Source organism: Paenibacillus urinalis, assembly GCF_028747985.1.
In the GTDB taxonomy this organism is placed as follows: Bacteria; Bacillota; Bacilli; order Paenibacillales; family Paenibacillaceae; genus Paenibacillus; species Paenibacillus urinalis.
The window spans coordinates 77,087-95,261 of sequence record NZ_CP118109.1 but is presented as its reverse complement, the minus strand read 5'-3'; the positions used below and the strand labels follow the sequence as shown (position 1 = coordinate 95,261).

At 41.8% G+C, this 18,175-nt stretch carries 24 protein-coding genes; all 24 read right to left on the bottom strand.

Features of this window, described 5'->3' with window-relative positions; genetic code table 11:
• Positions 1–70: 70 nt before the first annotated feature.
• The 24 genes from PUW25_RS25825 to PUW25_RS25710 all read right to left on the bottom strand — a co-directional run bounded on the left by PUW25_RS25825 (position 71) and on the right by PUW25_RS25710 (position 18,058).
• Positions 71–2,059 (bottom strand): ATP-dependent helicase, encoded by a 1,989-nt coding sequence (locus PUW25_RS25825; protein WP_274338779.1) that lies wholly within the window; start codon positions 2,057–2,059, stop codon positions 71–73.
• Between the two features lie 88 nt (positions 2,060–2,147).
• A complete protein-coding gene (locus PUW25_RS25820) occupies positions 2,148–2,363 on the bottom strand; it encodes a hypothetical protein (protein WP_047913003.1) in 216 nt (71 codons plus the stop codon).
• A gap of 65 nt (positions 2,364–2,428) precedes the next feature.
• Positions 2,429–4,015, bottom strand: coding sequence for an FAD-dependent thymidylate synthase (locus PUW25_RS25815; RefSeq protein WP_274338778.1), 1,587 nt, complete (start codon positions 4,013–4,015; stop codon positions 2,429–2,431).
• A 300-nt stretch (positions 4,016–4,315) separates the two neighbouring features.
• A complete protein-coding gene (locus tag PUW25_RS25810) occupies positions 4,316–4,522 on the bottom strand; it encodes a DUF2997 domain-containing protein (RefSeq protein ID WP_274338777.1) in 207 nt (68 codons plus the stop codon).
• Positions 4,523–4,558: 36 nt separating this feature from the next.
• A complete protein-coding gene (locus PUW25_RS25805) occupies positions 4,559–4,957 on the bottom strand; it encodes a DUF1257 domain-containing protein (protein WP_274338776.1) in 399 nt (132 codons plus the stop codon).
• A gap of 100 nt (positions 4,958–5,057) precedes the next feature.
• The gene (locus tag PUW25_RS25800; protein WP_274338775.1) at positions 5,058–5,420 is read right to left on the bottom strand and encodes a hypothetical protein; all 363 of its coding nucleotides are present in this window, start codon (positions 5,418–5,420) and stop codon (positions 5,058–5,060) included.
• Between the two features lie 12 nt (positions 5,421–5,432).
• Positions 5,433–7,082, bottom strand: coding sequence for an AAA family ATPase (locus PUW25_RS25795; RefSeq protein ID WP_274338774.1), 1,650 nt, complete (start codon positions 7,080–7,082; stop codon positions 5,433–5,435).
• Between the two features lie 28 nt (positions 7,083–7,110).
• A complete protein-coding gene (locus PUW25_RS25790; protein WP_047913009.1) occupies positions 7,111–8,292 on the bottom strand; it encodes a hypothetical protein in 1,182 nt (393 codons plus the stop codon).
• Positions 8,292–9,140: a 4Fe-4S cluster-binding domain-containing protein gene (locus tag PUW25_RS25785; protein ID WP_047913010.1), complete on the bottom strand. Its 849-nt coding sequence runs from the start codon at positions 9,138–9,140 to the stop codon at positions 8,292–8,294. The genes PUW25_RS25790 and PUW25_RS25785 overlap by 1 nt, the downstream gene beginning before the upstream one ends.
• 189 nt (positions 9,141–9,329) lie before the next feature.
• On the bottom strand, positions 9,330–10,055 hold the full coding sequence (locus PUW25_RS25780; protein ID WP_047913011.1) for a hypothetical protein: 726 nt from the start codon (positions 10,053–10,055) through the stop codon (positions 9,330–9,332).
• Between the two features lie 71 nt (positions 10,056–10,126).
• Complete coding sequence (locus tag PUW25_RS25775; protein WP_047913012.1) at positions 10,127–10,678, bottom strand: hypothetical protein; 552 nt, start codon at positions 10,676–10,678, stop codon at positions 10,127–10,129.
• A gap of 63 nt (positions 10,679–10,741) precedes the next feature.
• The gene (locus PUW25_RS25770) at positions 10,742–11,206 is read right to left on the bottom strand and encodes a hypothetical protein (protein WP_047913013.1); all 465 of its coding nucleotides are present in this window, start codon (positions 11,204–11,206) and stop codon (positions 10,742–10,744) included.
• Positions 11,207–11,227: 21 nt separating this feature from the next.
• Complete coding sequence (locus PUW25_RS25765) at positions 11,228–11,833, bottom strand: hypothetical protein (RefSeq protein ID WP_047913014.1); 606 nt, start codon at positions 11,831–11,833, stop codon at positions 11,228–11,230.
• A 22-nt stretch (positions 11,834–11,855) separates the two neighbouring features.
• On the bottom strand, positions 11,856–12,494 hold the full coding sequence (locus PUW25_RS25760; protein ID WP_047913015.1) for a hypothetical protein: 639 nt from the start codon (positions 12,492–12,494) through the stop codon (positions 11,856–11,858).
• A gap of 267 nt (positions 12,495–12,761) precedes the next feature.
• Positions 12,762–13,175 (bottom strand): Na-translocating system protein MpsC family protein, encoded by a 414-nt coding sequence (locus tag PUW25_RS25755; RefSeq protein WP_274338773.1) that lies wholly within the window; start codon positions 13,173–13,175, stop codon positions 12,762–12,764.
• Positions 13,176–13,314: 139 nt separating this feature from the next.
• Positions 13,315–13,557: a MerR family transcriptional regulator gene (locus PUW25_RS25750; protein ID WP_047913017.1), complete on the bottom strand. Its 243-nt coding sequence runs from the start codon at positions 13,555–13,557 to the stop codon at positions 13,315–13,317.
• A complete protein-coding gene (locus PUW25_RS25745; RefSeq protein ID WP_274338772.1) occupies positions 13,554–14,123 on the bottom strand; it encodes a uracil-DNA glycosylase family protein in 570 nt (189 codons plus the stop codon). Before PUW25_RS25745 ends, PUW25_RS25750 begins: the two co-directional genes overlap by 4 nt.
• A gap of 16 nt (positions 14,124–14,139) precedes the next feature.
• The gene (locus PUW25_RS25740; protein ID WP_052512164.1) at positions 14,140–15,330 is read right to left on the bottom strand and encodes a recombinase RecA family protein; all 1,191 of its coding nucleotides are present in this window, start codon (positions 15,328–15,330) and stop codon (positions 14,140–14,142) included.
• On the bottom strand, positions 15,308–15,694 hold the full coding sequence (locus PUW25_RS25735) for a hypothetical protein (protein ID WP_047913019.1): 387 nt from the start codon (positions 15,692–15,694) through the stop codon (positions 15,308–15,310). Before PUW25_RS25735 ends, PUW25_RS25740 begins: the two co-directional genes overlap by 23 nt.
• A gap of 23 nt (positions 15,695–15,717) precedes the next feature.
• Positions 15,718–16,482 (bottom strand): hypothetical protein, encoded by a 765-nt coding sequence (locus PUW25_RS25730; RefSeq protein ID WP_052512166.1) that lies wholly within the window; start codon positions 16,480–16,482, stop codon positions 15,718–15,720.
• A gap of 64 nt (positions 16,483–16,546) precedes the next feature.
• The gene (locus PUW25_RS25725; RefSeq protein WP_047913020.1) at positions 16,547–16,726 is read right to left on the bottom strand and encodes a hypothetical protein; all 180 of its coding nucleotides are present in this window, start codon (positions 16,724–16,726) and stop codon (positions 16,547–16,549) included.
• Entirely contained in the window at positions 16,723–17,064 is a 342-nt protein-coding gene (locus PUW25_RS25720; protein ID WP_047913021.1) for an OB-fold nucleic acid binding domain-containing protein, read from the bottom strand. The genes PUW25_RS25725 and PUW25_RS25720 overlap by 4 nt, the downstream gene beginning before the upstream one ends.
• Entirely contained in the window at positions 17,051–17,287 is a 237-nt protein-coding gene (locus tag PUW25_RS25715) for a hypothetical protein (protein WP_047913022.1), read from the bottom strand. The genes PUW25_RS25720 and PUW25_RS25715 overlap by 14 nt, the downstream gene beginning before the upstream one ends.
• A gap of 48 nt (positions 17,288–17,335) precedes the next feature.
• The gene (locus PUW25_RS25710; protein WP_052512168.1) at positions 17,336–18,058 is read right to left on the bottom strand and encodes a 3D domain-containing protein; all 723 of its coding nucleotides are present in this window, start codon (positions 18,056–18,058) and stop codon (positions 17,336–17,338) included.
• Positions 18,059–18,175 lie beyond the last annotated feature (117 nt).

Genomic DNA, 18,175 nt, shown 5'->3' with positions numbered 1-18,175 from the left:
GGCCTTCCTTCCCATATCTTTAATTATTTTTAATTCCCCACTCGATTATAACCATTAAGATTAAATTATGCTAATTATTTGGTTTAAGCTCATGCCGAACCACAAGATCCTCGGGGAGTTCATCTAAAAATCGGGAAGAATCCTGAGAAGTTTTGCCCCCTCGATAGTTTGTGCGTTCTCGTGTAGATGTTAGCATAATCTGATTTTCAGCTCTTGTAACGAGAACATATGCCAATCGTCTTTCTTCCTCCAAGTCTTCTGGAGAGTAACTGCGGAATGATGGGAAGATGCCCTCGTTCATTCCTACACCAAAGACAACAGGAAACTCCAAGCCTTTGCTCCCGTGAATAGACATCATACGAACAGCATTATCCTTCTCTTTATTATCAAAATCCATGAGTAGGGATATCTCTTGCATAAAATCAGTAAGGGATTTGTCTAAATTTTCATCTTTATAACGTTCGACCAGTCGAAGAAACTCATTAATATTATCGACCTTTTCTTCTGCCTCTTTGTTGTTTTTTGAAGTCCACATTGCCATGTATCCGCTTTGTTCAAGCACATAGTGCACATATCTTCTAATGTCCATGTGCTTCATTGAATCGAAATGATCAAGCATACCGAGGAAGTCTCTTACTTTTCCTCTAGGCCCTTTTTTGATCACAGAAATATCATCAATATTCTTCATCGCTCGAGAAACACTTACTTTATGTTCATTAGCATAGTCAACAATATGATTGATAGTCGTATCTCCAATGCCACGAGAAGGTTTATTCATGATCCGTATTAAGGCACCATCATCCTTGCGGTTAACGATCGACTTCAAGTAAGCAACAATGTCTTTGATTTCTTCGCGTTGAAAGAAGCCGGTGCCGCCCACGACTTTATAAGGAATCATATTGTGCATAAACATTTGCTCGAATGGTGCGGACTGATCATTTGTTCTGTATAGGATTGCAAAATCACCATACGCATGAGTTCCAGCTTTAACCATCTTCTGAATCTGAAAAGAAACAAAAGCTGCTTCAGCATGTTCATTCTGAGTTTTCATAATAAGAATAGGATGAACATTTAATTCTGGATTGTTAGCTACTAGTTCAAGCCTCATGTGACTATTCTGTTTCATTAATTCATTGCCAGCACGGACAATAACATGGTTCGAGCGATAGTTTGTTGACAGTCTTACTGTTGTGCAAGGGAAATACTGAGACTCGAAAGAGAGAATCAGGTTAACAGCGGCTCCTCTGAATTTATAGATCGACTGCTGTGGATCCCCGACGACAAAGATGTTGTTATGTGGGAATGCAAGTAGCCGAAGCAAATGGTACTGCGCATGATTTGCGTCCTGATACTCATCAGAAAGAACAAATTTAAAACGGTTCTGCCAGTAATTGCAGGCATCTGGAAATTCCTCAAGAAGCTTTACTACGTTCATGATCAAGTCGCCAAAGTCCATAGCGTTCATTTCTTTAGCCAGGAGTTGAAAGTCTTGATAAACAAGGGCGCACATTTGATCATTTGCGCTTTCGGCCTGCTCATGAAGGCAATACTCAGGAGTAAACAGGTTATTCTTAGCTTGGTCAATATAGTGCAAAGCCAAACCTGGTTTTGTATTCTCATCAACATTTAACTTCTTATAAATACGTTTGATCAGATCAAGAGAGTCACCTGTATCCATGATCGTAAAGTTGCTCTCATACCCAAGCAAGTGTCCATGCTTGCGCAAGATGCGCACACAAAGGGAATGAAAGGTTCCCATCCATAAATCACGCACCGTCTCTTCACCAACAGCTTTAGCGATACGTTCTTTCATTTCCTTGGCTGCCTTATTAGTAAATGTGGCTACAAATATACTGGATGCTTTCTCGCCATGTGCAAGCATGTTAGCAATCCGATAGGTTAGTGTTTTGGTTTTACCGCTCCCGGCTCCCGCAAGAACCAATACGGGTCCATAAATTGCCTCAGCTGCTATGCGTTGCTCTGGATTTAATTCATCCAGTAATTCTTTGACCTTCTCCATCGATACAACATTGTTGAGCTCTCTCTCCTCAGTAGCCATTCATGTTCCCTCCTAAAATAAATCATAAAGCTTCCTTTATGTAGAAAAGCCGCGGTTAGGCGGCTTTTATGTTCATATTCATCATCTGTTAAGGAGCAACCGGCTCTGTAGGCTCGGCAGCCTCTTCTTGCATTGCTTCTTTGAACCGTTTACGGAATGCATTTGCATGCTGATCAGTAATTTCAAGGTTACGTTTATAATCGGTGCCGCCGCCAGCAAGAGTACCTACGTAACTCTTCTCTGCGCCAACATAGCGTTTAAGAACATCCTCGAAAACTGCTTCCATTTTTTCGATGTTTGCCATTCGTTTCACATCCTTTATGTCTAAATGTAATGCATTACTATTTTAGCATAAAGGATGCTGTGGTGCTATCTTCTTTTTGCTTGATCAATCAGATCAGGATAAAGCAAATGAAGCTGGCGATAGACTTCTTCAAATGTCTCGCGAATATCCCACTGTGCTTCTTCCGATGTTCTCAGATTGATCAAGTGGTAAGCCTCCCACAGATCAAAGTGAGCTACAATGCGGCGGCGGTGAGTATTCAAGACAATATATGGTGCTGTATATTCATGTCCTACTGTGCCAAGCAGCTTCTCATAAAGAGTTTCTGCTTTCTCTGCTAGATCAAAGAGCAGACCCTGCAAACCTGCTTCAGCAATACGAGGCGGAATTGTAACGCCATTATAAGGAGAAGGCTGGTTATAAATAAAGTCAGTCTTACGGTTATGGCGAAGCAGCTGGTGCCAGTTGGCTTCAGAAACAAGTAGTTCGAAAGAAAAATCAATCCCGCGGAAAGATTCTGGCGGGGTGTCATGCTTCCCAATTTCGAAAAGCATCTCTTTGATGATTTCGGTCGGATTAGAGATGTTCTCTGCCCGGCGCATAGCTTCCTCATAAGGAATACCATTCTCTTGCACAATGGCTTCAGCAATAATTGTTTCGATTGCCTTCTTAGGTGAAGGGCCTTTGATTAGGGTTGCAAGATTACTCACCTTTGTTGCGCTAGGCTGATCAGCAAAACGATGCTTAATACGCTGCTTGCTATTCACCTTATATTGAGAAGGCACAGCATGCTTCAGCAATGTTGGGAGTACTTTAGTGATCTCTGTTTTCAGATCACCAGCAAGCTTAATGACCTCCGGATAGGAGCTTGAGTAGAGAGTAGCAATGCCGTCCCGCCAAGTACGTCCGTTTGCTGTCATGCCCAGTTGAGTATGCATAGCAAGTGGCAACGCGTACCGTGCATCTTCGAACGCCAGTTTCATAATCTCATTATCGCGTTTTATATTTGCGGTTCCAGATGATGGATGGAACAATTTATCATCAGCTTCTTTTAGATGCTTATATACGCCATCAATTAATTGTTCGAATACATCGTAACATTCGTTCATAAAATCTTCGAACTCTTGCCAAAGCGGATTAGGCACCATGTCTCTGGTGATTCCGTTTGGATTAGGCATCGATTTAGGCACTGGATTATGCCAGTCCCCTCTCTGAGGCTTCTGATAGCGCTGAGAATACTCAGTAATGGAATAGAAAGTGTTGGACAGCTCCAGCTCAGCAGAAGCTAATCTGGAGACTTTCTCGATGCCTACGTGAGCATTCGCATGCTCCGCAACGCTGCTGTGTCCATAAGAAACCGTCCATTTCTCATGGAAGTCTTGGGCCTTCTTCGAAAGCTTCTCAAAGGAATCCTTTCCTTGATAATCGCTTGCATTGATGAGCCCATCTTGAATAGCTTTCAGTAGATGTTCCTTGAATGACTTCGGTGATCGGCTCACCCAGGCAAACAAGACAGCTATAAACTCCTCTGTGAGATTCGTTACCGCATATACATTTCCATCCGGATTCGTCACAAATGGAGTAATATCCGGTAGTGCTGTCAGATCAAGATTTTGTTCTTTAGCAACCGGCTGACTCTTTGTAGTGCGTCTAGTTCTTTTCTGTTCGGTCACGGTCGGTCTCCTTTGCTTTTTTAATAAAAGTTACGTCCTTGTACATCATCATGAATCCAAGACCCATTAATATACCGTTAATTATGTCTAATACCATTTCTGCTGTTGATGCTGCTCTCATGTTCCAGCCAAAGGCGGCAGTGTACATAATATTGACTATGAACATAGATACAGTTAGAAAGGCTCCTCTATCTCGCGTTCGCTCTGATCCAGGCTTCCGAGGCAGAACCTTCGAAAGCCCAATCAGTATGCTTACGGTAAAAGATAAAGAGACATAAGTCCAAAATATGCTGTCGCCCATTAGTCTAGGCTGTTAAACACATCAGTGAGGCCGCCGCCATCGTAGTACTCAGGTTTCTTGCCCTCATCAACCATTGTGCCGTTTTGGGACAAATGAACTTCGATATCCTTGGTGATCTTCGTGCAATCTGCACCTTCACCATTCAAAACTTCAAATGCCACGCCGCCTTCTTTACCAATAGTGAACTTTACTTTTCTCTCTTGCATGTCAAATACCTCCGATTTAATGAGTAGTTAAATTTATTAGGACCAAGTAGAAGCGACTAGCTCCAATTCGCCGGCATCATTATGAGCAATGCTGTCAAAATCGATAGAGAAGCCATTAGATTCGCACATGTCAATAACCATGTACTTGTCGTGCAGCTGTGCCACTTGATTTGTAAAGGACTTTTCAGAGAAGCCAGTCATAAACCAGTCAGCTACGCATTCGAGTTTAGTTTTGCCATCAACAACGTTCTCTTGGAACCCGATTGGTTGCAGCTTTCCGTTACTATCGATAACAGCCAGAACAACATTGCGGGACTGCTTGTAGTAGTCGATGATTGTCGTGTTTTCTTTGTATCCAAGACCCATTTCAGTAAGAGCCTTCTTTACGAACTCGACATTATTTACTTCACATTTGTAAGCTTGAAAGTGAGACATATTGATAATTCCTCCTAGGATATATTAAGTGCGCCCTAACCCCTCCGTCATGCGCTTGCCGTTGCGGCACCCAATTCGCGCCGTATGGTTCCCCAAGAAATTAAAGATTGTATTTATTTGCGATATTTCGCAGTAATTTGGCTCTGACTTCCTGAGAGGCGATCACATCTTTATGAACAGATGCTGGCATTTGATTTAACTCCTCTTCAGAATAATCTTTCTGAATTAAAAACGTAGCAGAAGACACGAAGTTATCCAGTGTTTTTATAAAACTTTCACCTGCATGAGCTTGAATTACATTGCCATTCATTTCACTGTGGGCTTTTCTCACATGCTGCTCGTATTCTTTTAGCTCGTTTAACGCATATTCGATAGTCTTATCGATCTTTGTTCTAGGATCCACATGAAGCGGTTTTGCAAGCTCCATTGCCTTTTTGCGTTGCTCTTCGCGATCATAGGGCATAGATTCACATCCTTATTGAGAAAATTCAAGATCTGTTCCAAAGACGCGGAATGTTGAACCAGATTTGTTTTCTTCTGTTTTTCCACCGCTATGAAGAAAATCATGTTCGGTGCTGGACACACAGACTGCTGAATGTTTAGCCCATTCTCTCAGATCATTAATCAACTGAGGATTTCGCTTCGCTATTGGAACAATTTTGTTTGCCTGTTCTTCAAGATCAGGAACAGTGATGTAGTGCTTCTCACGTTGTCCTTTTCTAAAAGCAGCGTACGCACGGCGACCAGCCTCAGAGACTGCCTGTTCGATCTCGGCACCAGTGAAATCTTTCATCTTCTCGGCAAGGTTAAGAATATCTAGCTTATTAAGTGTGCTGGGATGTTCAAAGTCATCGTTCGTGATTGAATACCCGCGTTTCTTTAGATGGATAGCCAAAATCTCGGCACGCTCTTCCGTGTGTGGGAGACTAACAAACATAATTTCGTCAAACCGACCCGCACGAGTAAGCTCTGGTGGCAGCTTTGTAATATCATTCGCAGTAGCAATAACAAATACCGGTTTCTCTTTTTCAGAGAGCCAAGTCAAAATCTCTTGAACAACGCGGGATAGCGTACCAGAGTCTGATTTGTCTGAACTCGACATGCCCGACAAACCTTTCTCAAACTCATCCATCCAGAGAACGCAAGGCGATACTTGTTCAGACAGTTTTAGAGCACGAGATATATTTTTCTCGGACTGGCCAACTTTGGAATCCATGATGTCCGACATGTTCATCTTAAGCAGCGGAAGATTCCATTGATGAGCAATAGATTTAGCCGCCAAGGATTTACCAGTACCCGGCACGCCAGCAAGGACTACACCACGTACCGGATCAACATTATACTGCTGCGCATCAGGATGGAATGCGTAGTAGGCATCTTCCGTCCACTCTTTAAAACGATCCATCGCGCCTACATTATCCATATCGCCAAGCTTCGTGATGTATTCGAGCAAGCCTGTCTTTCTGATAACTTGCTCTTTTTCAGCTACAATCTCTGCAAGGACGATCGCCTTATGTTTAGAGGTTGTCTTGCGCAGAATATTTGAAATCTCATGCTCGGTCATGCCAACTAAGGCATGGATAATTGCTTCATACTCTCGACCTTTAGGTGTGGGAAGGTCTTTGCTCTCCAAAAACTTGATGTTGCCATCCAGCAGAAACTTAACACGATCCCGATCAGGTAAATCAAAGTTAATTAGCGTTATAAGCTTTTCAAGTTCCAGTGGGATAGATGCTTCGGGAGAAGTTAAGATAATTGGTTTATAAAATTCAGTTTTCGATTCGAGATAATCCCGTAATTTACGCTTTGCTTGAGCATTGGTCCAAATATCATGAAAATCACGAATTACATAAATGTTTTGCTCCCTGGCTTCAGCAATAATATCAAAAAGCTTCATAGGATTATCAGCCTTTGGTCCCTCGGCTGGTTTCCCGGTAATACCATCTACAAGACCAGAAGTAATTGACCAATAATACATGTTCGCATAACCTTTTTGCTGAGCAATATGTTGCAAATTTTCTATGAAGCGTTGCTCTTCAAAAGTTTTAACAAGAATAGCTCTGTGCCTGGAGTTGAGAAGCACAGTAAGTTGATCCACAGATGATTGTTGAATAGCAGTTGACATGAATTAGTCCTCCTCAAGACTAGATAAATTAAAATTCGATATCAGAAAAGATGCTTTGAACTTTCTCTTGCTCTGCTTTTTGCTTGCTTAATCTCAAAATGGCATGTCGATCGGAAGCAAAAGTATCCTTGTAGTCCGCATAGAAAGGATCATTGGATTCCACAGACTTAAGGTTGTTACGAGATTCTACAGCCTTTGCTATAAGATCCACCTCTGACAAGTCAACAATCTTATCAAGATAAAGAGAAGCTGCATTCAATTGCAATGAATGTGATGCAAGCTCTGAAGGGAAAGAAGTGGAACCTTGTGCGCTGGCGCTGAGAGTGTATAGCAACTTTTCATCAAGGTTATAAAAAATAAATTCATATCGTTCCAAATTAGATAGGATAGTTTTATCATTTCCGATAGGGAGCGTTAAATCATGGACAATATATCGATTTGATCCGCTGTCCTTAACTTCAATTTCCAAGGACTCAAAAATACCGATATCTTCGTTCTTTTCTCTGTCCCAAATAATGCCTAGTCCTCCAACGAATGCTTTATTGCCAATCTTGAAATACAGATTGCCAACTTGCTTTTGGCCCTCAATATGAAGATCAATCGCCTCACCGAGGGTGTTTCGGAATAAGTCTGTTTGCTCGATACGTTTGTTCTTGTTCTCAGTTTTATGCGCCAGATCAGACATTAGTTGCTCAAACTGCTCTCTAGAAGTTTTCGCTTTGATTTTAGTATCAGAAAGCTTAGCCACAAAATAAATATTCTCTTCATCATTAGGCTCAATTTCCAGAGAAAGATCCATCTTCTGGAGCCTCATTGTTTCGCAAGAGAATAAATAGTCAGGGTTCATAACAGTCTTGTTAACAATCGAATAGTCAATGTAATCCATTTCATTCGGATTATGAGGATTCGGAATTGGCATGTGAAGTACCTCCAATATTTCTTTGTAATGTTGTTGAATTGATAAAAGTCCAGATAGCTCTACAGCATAACTCATTAACAGCTGATCGCTTGGAATACGAAATGCTGCAGGCAGATTCTCTGCAAGCTCGGTATTATTTAATGCGATCGATTGAAGCGCCTTAAACGCGCTATTCGGATCAGATCGCGACACTGCCTCAGCATGCGCTTCAAGACCCGGAGTAATATCAACAGAACGATTGCCATCACTTAGTGTCACAAGTAATTCGGATAAGTCGAGATCATCACCCATTAAGCACCGCCCATTTTGGCCATTGCCTTATCACGCTTGCGATATAATTTTGAGCATGTTGAATCACAGAATGTTCTTCGTTGATCTTCGAGCCCATGACCGCAGCATTTGCAATGTTTCAGGCGAAGGTGCTCTTCCATCCATTCGTCTGCATGCAGAAAGATAAAAGAGTTTTCTTTCAGAGTCGCTTGCGTATCAAATACGCGCTGATTACTAGAGCCAACAAACATACCCTCGTTCATATACTTCTCAGTAGGAATACGATGCTTAGCTTGGTAATCTCCATCAACAAGCAGATCAATTACAGACATTAATTCTTTGATTTGATCAGGCGTAGCTATAGTAAAACGGTCTTGCTCATCGTTCCAATCTTCACTATAGGCAAGAAGCGTTTCTTTAACAGGTTCTTCATCTACATTTCGGATACGATAAGTGATGCCGTTTTTGAGCAAATTTTCGAGAACATAAGCAGTGTAAACCACAATATGAAATCTAGGATTCCTGCGTTTTAATTCGGTGCAGACTTTAATAAGATTCCGTGTTTGTAGAAGTGGCTCTCCCCCGCAGAAAGTAATCTGTAGATTCCATGCATCTCGCTCAAGCATGTATACCACTTCATCGACTTTCATATCTCTCCTTAGCCCTCCAAATTCCCATGTAGCTGGATTGAAGCAGCCTTCGCAAGGGTTAACTATTCCTCGTATACATCCTTTTAAAAACAGTTCCAAGCGCTTTCCTGGACCTGCTGTAGTTGCATCTTTGGTCACACCAATAAAACGCATTTCTTGACGTTTCATATCTACCTCATGAACGCCTGCCAAATGGCGTATGTAACTTGAGTTAATCATTACCTCACTCCTACAATTGTAATGCGTTACATTCAATATAAACTATAACATAGGGAAAAACAAGAAAAATCTGCAGTATTTCAAAGAAAAATGAATTATTGCATTAGAAGAAGCACGAATTTATGATCATGCGTCTTCTGATACGCTAATGCATTAAAAAAGGCGCCACCGTAAGGCAGCGCCACAACACTAATTCATTTTTACATATAAGGATTTATCTGCAGGCACATAGTTTACGCAGCCTGGAATCCATTCTTGAAATTGCTTAATCGTTTCGGCAACTTTCGCATCATGCTGATTTCTTACTTCTTTCTTCAGATCGGCATACTTAGATTGGATCGGCTTCTTGTCAGCAGCCTTCTTAATATCCTTTGTTTCGTCTGAATATTGCTGATCCAGATCGTCTAACTTTTTCTTACGATCTTCTTCTAGCTTTTCAATTGCCTCATCGAGCGTCTTTATGAAGTAATTTTTAATAGCTGTTTCATCCAGAACAGGAGCTTTTAAGAACTGCTCCTTCATGTTTTGCTTTTCAAGCATTTGAGTAAGCTCATCAATATCAGCAATCTCGATCTTGTGCTTAACGGTGCGCGTCCCAACGGTGGCCACATCAAGAGCAAGACTCTCGCCTCGATTTTTGACATAACTCTCAATCGTTTGATTGATCTGTTCGATCTGTTCATCTTTACGATTGATTCTTTGTTTCCATTCAGATGCTACTATATCTGCCATTTGCTTAGTCTTTTCTTTTTCCTGGAGCAAGTATTTTCGACGAATGATCATGCGACGAATATCCATGTCGTTCAGTTCACGAGTAACCCCGCCGTTCTCTTTAGCGGCTTCCAGCATTTCATCGACTGCATTCATGATATCATCATGCTCAAACATATAAGCTGAATCTAATAGTGTATTCATTATTAACATCCTTCCTGTGTTTTGATTTTATGATGTAATTAAAAAAGACTATCAAAAAGCCCCCGCCGGCGTTAGTCGGCCTGCGCTGCATTAAGTTGATCCTGAAGATGACGCAAATTCTGATTCAGTATTTGAATCGTCTGAATATATGCAAGCATACGATCATATGTCATAACGACATAATCGGTATTTTGACCTTTGAATGTGAACGGAAGGAAGTAGAAGTCACGATTCATTAGTCGCGCTTCTTCTTCCAGCTTATCAAGCCACTCTTTCTTGATCGTAATTTGCTTCTCTCCGGACTTGCTTAGCGTTCCACGCTCTTTAAATTCGGCCAGAGCAGCTGTAAGATCCTCTTCGGTAATCATGTCTCCTAGAGAGTGATACAGAGCGCCTGATGCGAACTGACGACGCGCTACGTCTTTTGCTTGTCTTATCGCCTGGTTGTATTTCTTCGTACCGCGCTCTTCAAATGCCATTCCTTCTTTATCGCTCTTTTTGGCACCGGAGCGCTGCCCAAGCCGCCGTACTTCTTTCTTAGGACGAAACATGTTGTAGTTGAAACATCGGCGGCAGGACTTGTCCACGTTTTCACACTCAGAGGCGTGCTCACATTCAGACATATTGCTCCTCCTTGCATATATCAAAATAGCGGACTGGAGGACCAGACCGCTTTCTTTTCGAGTCTACATTGCTGAGGCCAGTTCATTTTTAAGCAGCGCATTGTTTGTAATCTTTGCGCCCATCTTGCCTTCAAGAGCTCTAACTGTAGATTGCATTGAGTAATAATTGCTTAAGATATTGTCTTGAAGCTCATAAAGATTTACGGCTTCAAAAGGATATCCAGTTACTGGAAACGCCCTGGCATGTTGGATTCCGCCAGCTTTCCTTGCAGCGTCATTCGGACCGGCATACAAATCTTTCAAAACACTTTCGAGCAGACTATCCATAATATCTTTTAATTTACGGATTCTGCCGAAGTCATAGACCGCTCTTGTGTTAAGTTCATCCAGTCTGACGTTAAAATCAAGCAGTGTCTCTGCTGTATTTTCAGACGGTACCCTTAAGTTTTTTGTTTCCTGTTCATACTCAAAGGTTAAACGATTCCATGCCATGAAATTTTCACGCAATATGATGTCGATAATAGCCAAATGTAATCACTCCTAACTACATTACCATAATACATATTGAGTAGGCTGAAACTCTCCCATTTCATCACGAACACTCTGATCAATAGGGATCGGGTTCGTGAAACGGCAAATAGCTTCGACAAAGCAAAGAGCACCATTATCATCATAGACCGGGCTCAGCTTAACTGTATAAGACTCTCCCGTGTTGCCGCGACTGATAAAGTCTACTGTTTCCCCGTTCCATGCGCGGAAATAGCAATCCCGCACATGTTCCAGGTTATCTAAAGGCATAAACTCTTTTGAAAGCTCCCTGCCAAGGAATTGATGCGAAGTCACTCCAACTCTGCAACAAAATTCGCAGTCCACTTCAACATGTAATAACTTACCTTTGACCATAGCGATGCGGTAATATGATTCATCCAAACAAGGTCTCTCATAATTATCCAGCATCATAGAAAGGTTATCGCAAAATTCATCCTCAATCCGCTCCTTCACTAAACCGCTAAAGGATGGATTGCTTGAAAATTGAACCATTAATTGCTCCTTAAAATTCTCAATCGTGCTGCTTTTTCCGCTCATAACGGCACTTGCAACCCATCTTGCAAAAGTATCGGATGTGCGATTTGATTTGGTCAAAAGATTAAGCATGTGGACGTGTTCCCCCTCGAACTTAGTGTGTCTTTACGAGATAGGCTCGAACGCCATCACCAATGTCCGTGATTCCTACGAATTGACCGTCATTAAACGGATTCACTCCATCTGTGTTGATTTGTTTCAACTCATTCTGCAGCGAAGCTAATGATTCGTTCAAAGCGCGGATCTCCTCATTCTTTGCATCGAGCTGAACATACAGCTGCTTCTTCTCCGTTTTCAACTGATGAATCTCCTTATCACGATTCACTAGAAGCTTTTCAAACCGCTGTAAATGACTGTTCAATTTGTCAGCCAGATTGAGTATTTCAGACACTTGTTCTTCTTCATTAGGCAAGCCTAAGAAGACATACTCGTGTGGTGTCGTGCTATCAGGCGACTGTCTAATATCAATTATGCCTTCAGCTTTCAAACGATTAACCGCGCGTGAAATCGTTGCGGTGCTAATGGCAGAACCTTTTTTGCTTTTGGAACTTGCGCCGCCCACGGAATGAACTTTTCGGACAGAGATGCGATCCTTAAACATTTCGCTAATGCTTTCAGCCATTTGAATCATAGATTCTTGTACGGATCCCTGTTCTTCTGTTTTAAGCTTTATATACTCATAAACTAACATTTCATTCTTCGTCAGGCGACTTTCCAGATAATTTTCAGACACGACTTCATCCTCCTCGCAATTTTGCATCGCCTTTTGGCACAAAGCAACGCAATACAATTTCACTTGTTACGATAAAGTATAACACGTTACAAAGTGAAAAGATATAATGCGTTACATTTTTGCAACGGCTATCTCGCGAAAGAGGCATTTTACTCTGTATACCTAGGGATTTTGCGCGATACAAAGGAAAAAGCAAGGTTAAAAAAAGGCTGGACAGTATCCCGAAAGAAAGGAGTAAACTGACCAGCCTCAACTGAACATTTATTTTCAGTTAATTGCTATCTTTCGAGTGACCGACTTAGAGCCGGTCACTCTTTCTTGTGCTATTAATTTTTCAATGTCCATATTCATATTCAAAATAAAAACAGAGAATCCGCCTTCTGTATTAAGTTTCAGATAAGAGTCTGTAACTTCAAGATCTGAGTGAATCGAAGCAAGTGTGACGCTAATCATAGGGAGAAGAATTTTTTTATAGTCTTCAATCATGGCATGCGTTACATTTGATATTTCAAGATGCTTGTACATTAGCTTTTCTAACTGCGTCATTTCTAGCCTGCAACGAATTACAATCATGGAATCTATAATGCGAACTCTGCATTCTGTAGGACCCCGCCCAATGACTTTCTTTCCGATTCTGGCGGATTCCATAGCAAGATTCTTCTCTAGCTGTCTTATTTCCATTGCTAAAACCACGCTCCTGCTCGATCCCGCAAGAATCCTCTTGTTTCCTGCGATTATCGATTACTTTTTTGATTATAAATACTTTGTCGTATAGTGTCAACGAAATATTGGAAATTCCATGAAAAATTTATAACGAGGCTTACTTTCTTTCCCAAATATGAAAGTTGTGTATCGCGGCGTCCAATTCAACATCGTAAATGCCTCGTATTTTAGCGATAGCCCTGATCTCATCCACATTGTAGATGCGATAACTATGGCGTGGACTGTTTTTAATAGAACGTCTAGCTCTGGGAATTAGATTTCTTTCCTCCCAGTACTTGATCGTATCCTTATGAACGCCAAGGATCTTGGCTGCTTCGTTGATAGTGTAGTCCTTGCTCATGCTGTCCTCATCCCCTGTAAAACATTTAAAATATAGTTAAACTGCCCCCGAAGCGTGTCTAAAACAATCGCCTCTTCTGCATCAGCAAATGAATATGTTGCTAATGCATGTGTATATGGCGCTATCTGAACATACTGACCAAACTGAGGTTGTTGCATAATTGTACTAGAAGTCTTGTATCCTAAACAAACTATAATAGAGGGGCGAACTGTTAAAATCTCACCGGTAAGATGATGGGCACATTTGGCGGAGTCTTGGGACTCTGAGCATTTTGTAAGGGAAGTTAAATAGACGTCTTTAAGATCAATACCCATTTCAACCAATAATTTACCAAGTTTTCCGCCTCGCTTGCCATCATACAAAACATCGTCGGGAGTCTCCCCGACGATCATAATTGAAGCATCAAAATTGTTGAGAGGCAGCGGCTTGGTAAGTTTAGCAAACGGACATAATCTGCAGTTTTGTATATCTTGACGCAACATGTCATGAGATTGTTGCAGCATACACTCCTGCGGCATATCATTAAGCAATTCATTATAGTAAACTGGTTTTTCGGCCGCTGCCATATCAACCACTCCTTATTTAGAGTAATACTTCTTCTTCAGTTGCGCCTTCCAAATCATCGGGCTCCTCATCTGAATCAGATTCATCTACAAAAACAGTATCGCTTGGAATATTTCCAAGAACAAGATTATTTGTATATTCATACAGTGCTGGGCTAACTCTTAAAGCTTGAAGCAATTGCTCTTTCCCTTGCCACTTGAGTTCATTACCAGATCCATCTGTGAAAGGATTCTTTGAATCATCAGGGTCGGCACCATAAAAATAATAAGCTCCTTTACGATGAATGATATCTAAATCACAAGCGACATCCATAATATTCTTCACACGATCAACGCCACCGACCCAATAGTAATCATACTCAGCGGTTGTAAACGGAACGGCGACCTTATTCTTCTTGAAATGAAGAGTAGTTGCCAGGCCAACCTCAGATCCGCCTTTTTCGATCTTTGTAGCTTTTACTTCGATACGCATTGATGCATAAAATCTAAGAGCAAGACCGCCAGGAGTTGTATTTACTACTGCTCCTTTTAAGCCTGGCTTTTGACGAAGTTGATTAATAAAAATAAAAGTAGTTCCCGTTTTTTGAGCAGGACCTTTCAATTTACGCAGCCCTTTTCCTAACATTCGAGCTTGAAGTCCGATCGGATTATACTCCATATCATTTTCAACTTCTGCAAGAGGCACCAACGCTGCTGCTGAATCGACTATTACAAGACCGAACTGCTCAGATAAGCACATAGCCTCCATTAGATCAAAGGCTCCTTCCCCTGTCTCTGGTTGGTTGATCAACATCCCATTTGCCGAAGTGTCTACGCCCAAGTTAGAGACATGATAAGGGTCTAAAGCATGTTCAGCATCTATAAACCCTACCTTCTTTCCGAAGAAGGGTCCTGGAAGCTTTGCTAACTCCTGAAATTTTCCTGCAAGCATTAAGCACAAACTTGTTTTACCGGATGACTCTGGACCGTAAATCTCGATTATACGACCAGAAGGAACCCCTCCAATGCCTGTTGCAAAATCGAATGCCGGTATACCAGAAGGAATAGGAGTAACTTGAGTGCGCTCATTTCCTTCAAGTGTAAAGAAAGTGCCTTCGCCAAAGCGCTTATTAAAATCGGCTTGGATTGCTTTATTATCCATCATAACCGGATTTTTAGGCTTAGCCGATTCTTTCTCATCGTTTTTTTTAGCCTTCGTTGTTGCTGCCATGATTGTACACTCCTTTATAGTTGACGATAAAATCATCAACCCCTACTTTTATCTTGTGCAGGTCGCCAATAGCGGCGCGGAGTGTTGCAATCAAATGTTCGTCTCCAGCCGCTACGGCTGACTCTAATTCTGTTGTTAACGCTCGGCCTCGGGCCTGAAGCGTTCTGGAAAAGAACTGTGCAGAAATCACCTGGGCATGATCCGGAATATCCTTATCATCTTTGATCATGTTGTGAATCTTGGTTAAAGATTCTTCATACATGCGCCCTTTCGCTCCCTGCACGTTCATCCCCTTATCCCGATAGAATGAGAAGATGCCGTGCAGGAAGCGTGAAATGGCTTCTGCAGGTTTATGCTGAGACATAATGCATCACCTGCTTAAAAGGATTAGCGTTGCGGTGCGCCGAATGGTGGTTGGAAATTACCTTGTGGCGGCTGGTTTTGAGGCATGCCTCCTTGTTGTGGGGCGCCAAATCCTGCAGGTTGTTGCTGACCAAATCCATTTTGTTGCTGGTTAAATCCTTGTTGATTACCCCAAGCAGGAGCGCCTTGTTGAGGCTGTTGCGGTTGCTGTTGGAACCCACCTTGCTGAGGCTGTTGCTGTTGGAAGCCTCCAGCTTGTTGCTGGCCAAACCCTTGTTGCGGCTGTTGCTGATAACCCTGTTGCTGGAATCCTCCGCCTTGTTGCTGTTGTTGACCAAAGCCGCCTTGTTGTTGATTAGATCCATTACCAGATTGATTGTTATTGCTAGAACCCAGACCTTGGATTTTGCTAACTTTGATGGTCGGAAACATACGGCCATCTGTGTTTTTCTTCAGCATTGGAATACCTTTGATGAAGAGTTGGCGACCCTTATAGCAGTGTTCCATCAGAAATTTAAAGTTACCGTCACGGTCGCCGTTCGCCCAAACTTCAAGATTCCAATAATCCGGTTCAGATTGACCTTGGTGATTAACAGCTACACTTGCATTAGCAACTTTAGAATCTCCAACAGCTCTTGCATAAGCATGTACGCGATCGCCGTTTTGATTGTTTGGATCCTTTACAGTAGCCAAATTAACGATGAGCTCGATTTCTGCGTGGGAAGGCATGCTGTTCCCCTGATTGTTATTTCCTTGTTGACCTTGACCATTATTTTGATAGTTAGACATGTGAAAGTCCTCCTCAAGAGTAATTTAATTTATAATTTCAAAAAGCCTATGGAGCGTTAGCGACCTAATACGAAAGCTTGTAGAGAATACGTTTTTCCTCATGAACAATAGAAGTTAAAGTAAGTATGTGATCTGAATTATCGCTAAAATGTGCAGCGAAGCGATCACCAATTTCTATATCTCGTTCAACAGGATACATGAAGTGCTGTTCGGTGCCGTCTGGCAAAACAAACACATTTCTCATACCAGTAGCTCCATATCATAGGCAACAACTGAAAACTCTTTTTTAGGCAGCTTATCGATTACGTTTAAAATTCCGTCAATACACAGGTAGCTGCCAACTTCGATGATATCTTTGAAATTCTGATATACATCATCAGCGATAATCACTCGGATCTCACCTATGTAGTCGTCAATAACAAATGATCGAATCGAAGATTCATTATCGAAAATAGGTAATAAAGGCGTCAAACTGACAGAAGTAATTTTGCCAGCAATCTTAACTTCACTGAGGTACTCACCGTCTTTTAATTGTTCAGAAAAATGCGTAACCACAGACTGTATCTTATTAATTGTTGCCATGCAATCTCACCTGCTCGTTGTATGTTTTCCATGCTTCGTCAAGCAGATCATTCAATTCATCTTCGCGAATGATTCCTCGTTTAATGAGAACGTTGAGTAATACATTGCTGATTACATAAGAAGATTGAAGCAGATCTTCTCTTCTAAGAGATACGAAAGGTTTCTCTTCTCTTGATGCAGGTATAAGATTGTCAAACAAATCACCCTGTCCATCTATAGGCATGTTAGTTCCTCCTCGGGCAGATCGCCCTCTCCTCATAATTTGCAGTGATTATAATTTCTCTGGTGTAGAGATAATCCTCACCTTGACTTCGTGCTTTCCGTATCTAGTACGGTCAGAAGCATCGGGCACATAGATATCAATTTTGTGGCCTTTAATAGCCCCACCAGTATCGTCAGCGCGCCGCTTCTCTACTCTGCCGTCTGGATACATGACTTCGACCCACGATCCAATTGGGATCAATCTCGGGTCTACTGCAATCGTAACACCAGCCTCTACTTTCCGACCGGAGAATGTCACTCCATAAGCCGGATGGCCGGGTCCCTTACCTGTAGATGCCTCGTTTGCATCATAGTACGTGGCAATGTAAGACGAACCGGTGCCTTCATCCCAATTCAGTTGCCTGGTCTGGGAATTAGCACTTTGCTTTGCTTGTTCTTTTTCGCTCGAAAGCTTCTCAATTTTCTGAGTGAACAAACGATTTTGCACTTCCAGCTGCTCCTTGAACTGCTCATTTTCTTCTGCTCTTTTTTCCTTAACGGTATTGAGCTGATAGGCCAATTCATTGTTCTGCTTTTTCAAAATTTCCTGATCGTTCAGCACCTCCTGCTGAGTGTCGATCAGAAGCTTCTGGTTAGCTACAGTCTGGTTTAAGTCATGTATCGTGTTTCTCTTTTCTTGCAAGCTACTATCCGCTCTTTGAACGCTAGTAACAAGTGCGGCAGCAAGTAGGACATTAATGACGCCCATCGTATAAAAATTACGATGTTTCATTCTGTTTCCACCTCGCTTTGTTCGGTTGTCGTAAGATATCATAGCATTATACCCCATGTTTTGCAATGCATTACAAAATAAAAGTACTACATATAATGTAATGCGTTACAATATAGG

Coding starts and splice junctions, on each gene's coding strand:
- PUW25_RS25825 (WP_274338779.1), bottom strand. CDS start 2,059: ATGGCTACTGAGGAGAGAGAGCTCAACAATGTTGTATCGATGGAGAAG.
- PUW25_RS25820 (WP_047913003.1), bottom strand. CDS start 2,363: ATGGCAAACATCGAAAAAATGGAAGCAGTTTTCGAGGATGTTCTTAAA.
- PUW25_RS25810 (WP_274338777.1), bottom strand. CDS start 4,522: ATGCAAGAGAGAAAAGTAAAGTTCACTATTGGTAAAGAAGGCGGCGTG.
- PUW25_RS25805 (WP_274338776.1), bottom strand. CDS start 4,957: ATGTCTCACTTTCAAGCTTACAAATGTGAAGTAAATAATGTCGAGTTC.
- PUW25_RS25800 (WP_274338775.1), bottom strand. CDS start 5,420: ATGCCCTATGATCGCGAAGAGCAACGCAAAAAGGCAATGGAGCTTGCA.
- PUW25_RS25795 (WP_274338774.1), bottom strand. CDS start 7,082: ATGTCAACTGCTATTCAACAATCATCTGTGGATCAACTTACTGTGCTT.
- PUW25_RS25790 (WP_047913009.1), bottom strand. CDS start 8,292: ATGGGTGATGATCTCGACTTATCCGAATTACTTGTGACACTAAGTGAT.
- PUW25_RS25785 (WP_047913010.1), bottom strand. CDS start 9,140: ATGATTAACTCAAGTTACATACGCCATTTGGCAGGCGTTCATGAGGTA.
- PUW25_RS25780 (WP_047913011.1), bottom strand. CDS start 10,055: ATGAATACACTATTAGATTCAGCTTATATGTTTGAGCATGATGATATC.
- PUW25_RS25775 (WP_047913012.1), bottom strand. CDS start 10,678: ATGTCTGAATGTGAGCACGCCTCTGAGTGTGAAAACGTGGACAAGTCC.
- PUW25_RS25765 (WP_047913014.1), bottom strand. CDS start 11,833: ATGCTTAATCTTTTGACCAAATCAAATCGCACATCCGATACTTTTGCA.
- PUW25_RS25755 (WP_274338773.1), bottom strand. CDS start 13,175: ATGGAAATAAGACAGCTAGAGAAGAATCTTGCTATGGAATCCGCCAGA.
- PUW25_RS25750 (WP_047913017.1), bottom strand. CDS start 13,557: ATGAGCAAGGACTACACTATCAACGAAGCAGCCAAGATCCTTGGCGTT.
- PUW25_RS25745 (WP_274338772.1), bottom strand. CDS start 14,123: ATGGCAGCGGCCGAAAAACCAGTTTACTATAATGAATTGCTTAATGAT.
- PUW25_RS25740 (WP_052512164.1), bottom strand. CDS start 15,330: ATGGCAGCAACAACGAAGGCTAAAAAAAACGATGAGAAAGAATCGGCT.
- PUW25_RS25735 (WP_047913019.1), bottom strand. CDS start 15,694: ATGTCTCAGCATAAACCTGCAGAAGCCATTTCACGCTTCCTGCACGGC.
- PUW25_RS25730 (WP_052512166.1), bottom strand. CDS start 16,482: ATGTCTAACTATCAAAATAATGGTCAAGGTCAACAAGGAAATAACAAT.
- PUW25_RS25725 (WP_047913020.1), bottom strand. CDS start 16,726: ATGAGAAATGTGTTTGTTTTGCCAGACGGCACCGAACAGCACTTCATG.
- PUW25_RS25720 (WP_047913021.1), bottom strand. CDS start 17,064: ATGGCAACAATTAATAAGATACAGTCTGTGGTTACGCATTTTTCTGAA.
- PUW25_RS25715 (WP_047913022.1), bottom strand. CDS start 17,287: ATGCCTATAGATGGACAGGGTGATTTGTTTGACAATCTTATACCTGCA.
- PUW25_RS25710 (WP_052512168.1), bottom strand. CDS start 18,058: ATGAAACATCGTAATTTTTATACGATGGGCGTCATTAATGTCCTACTT.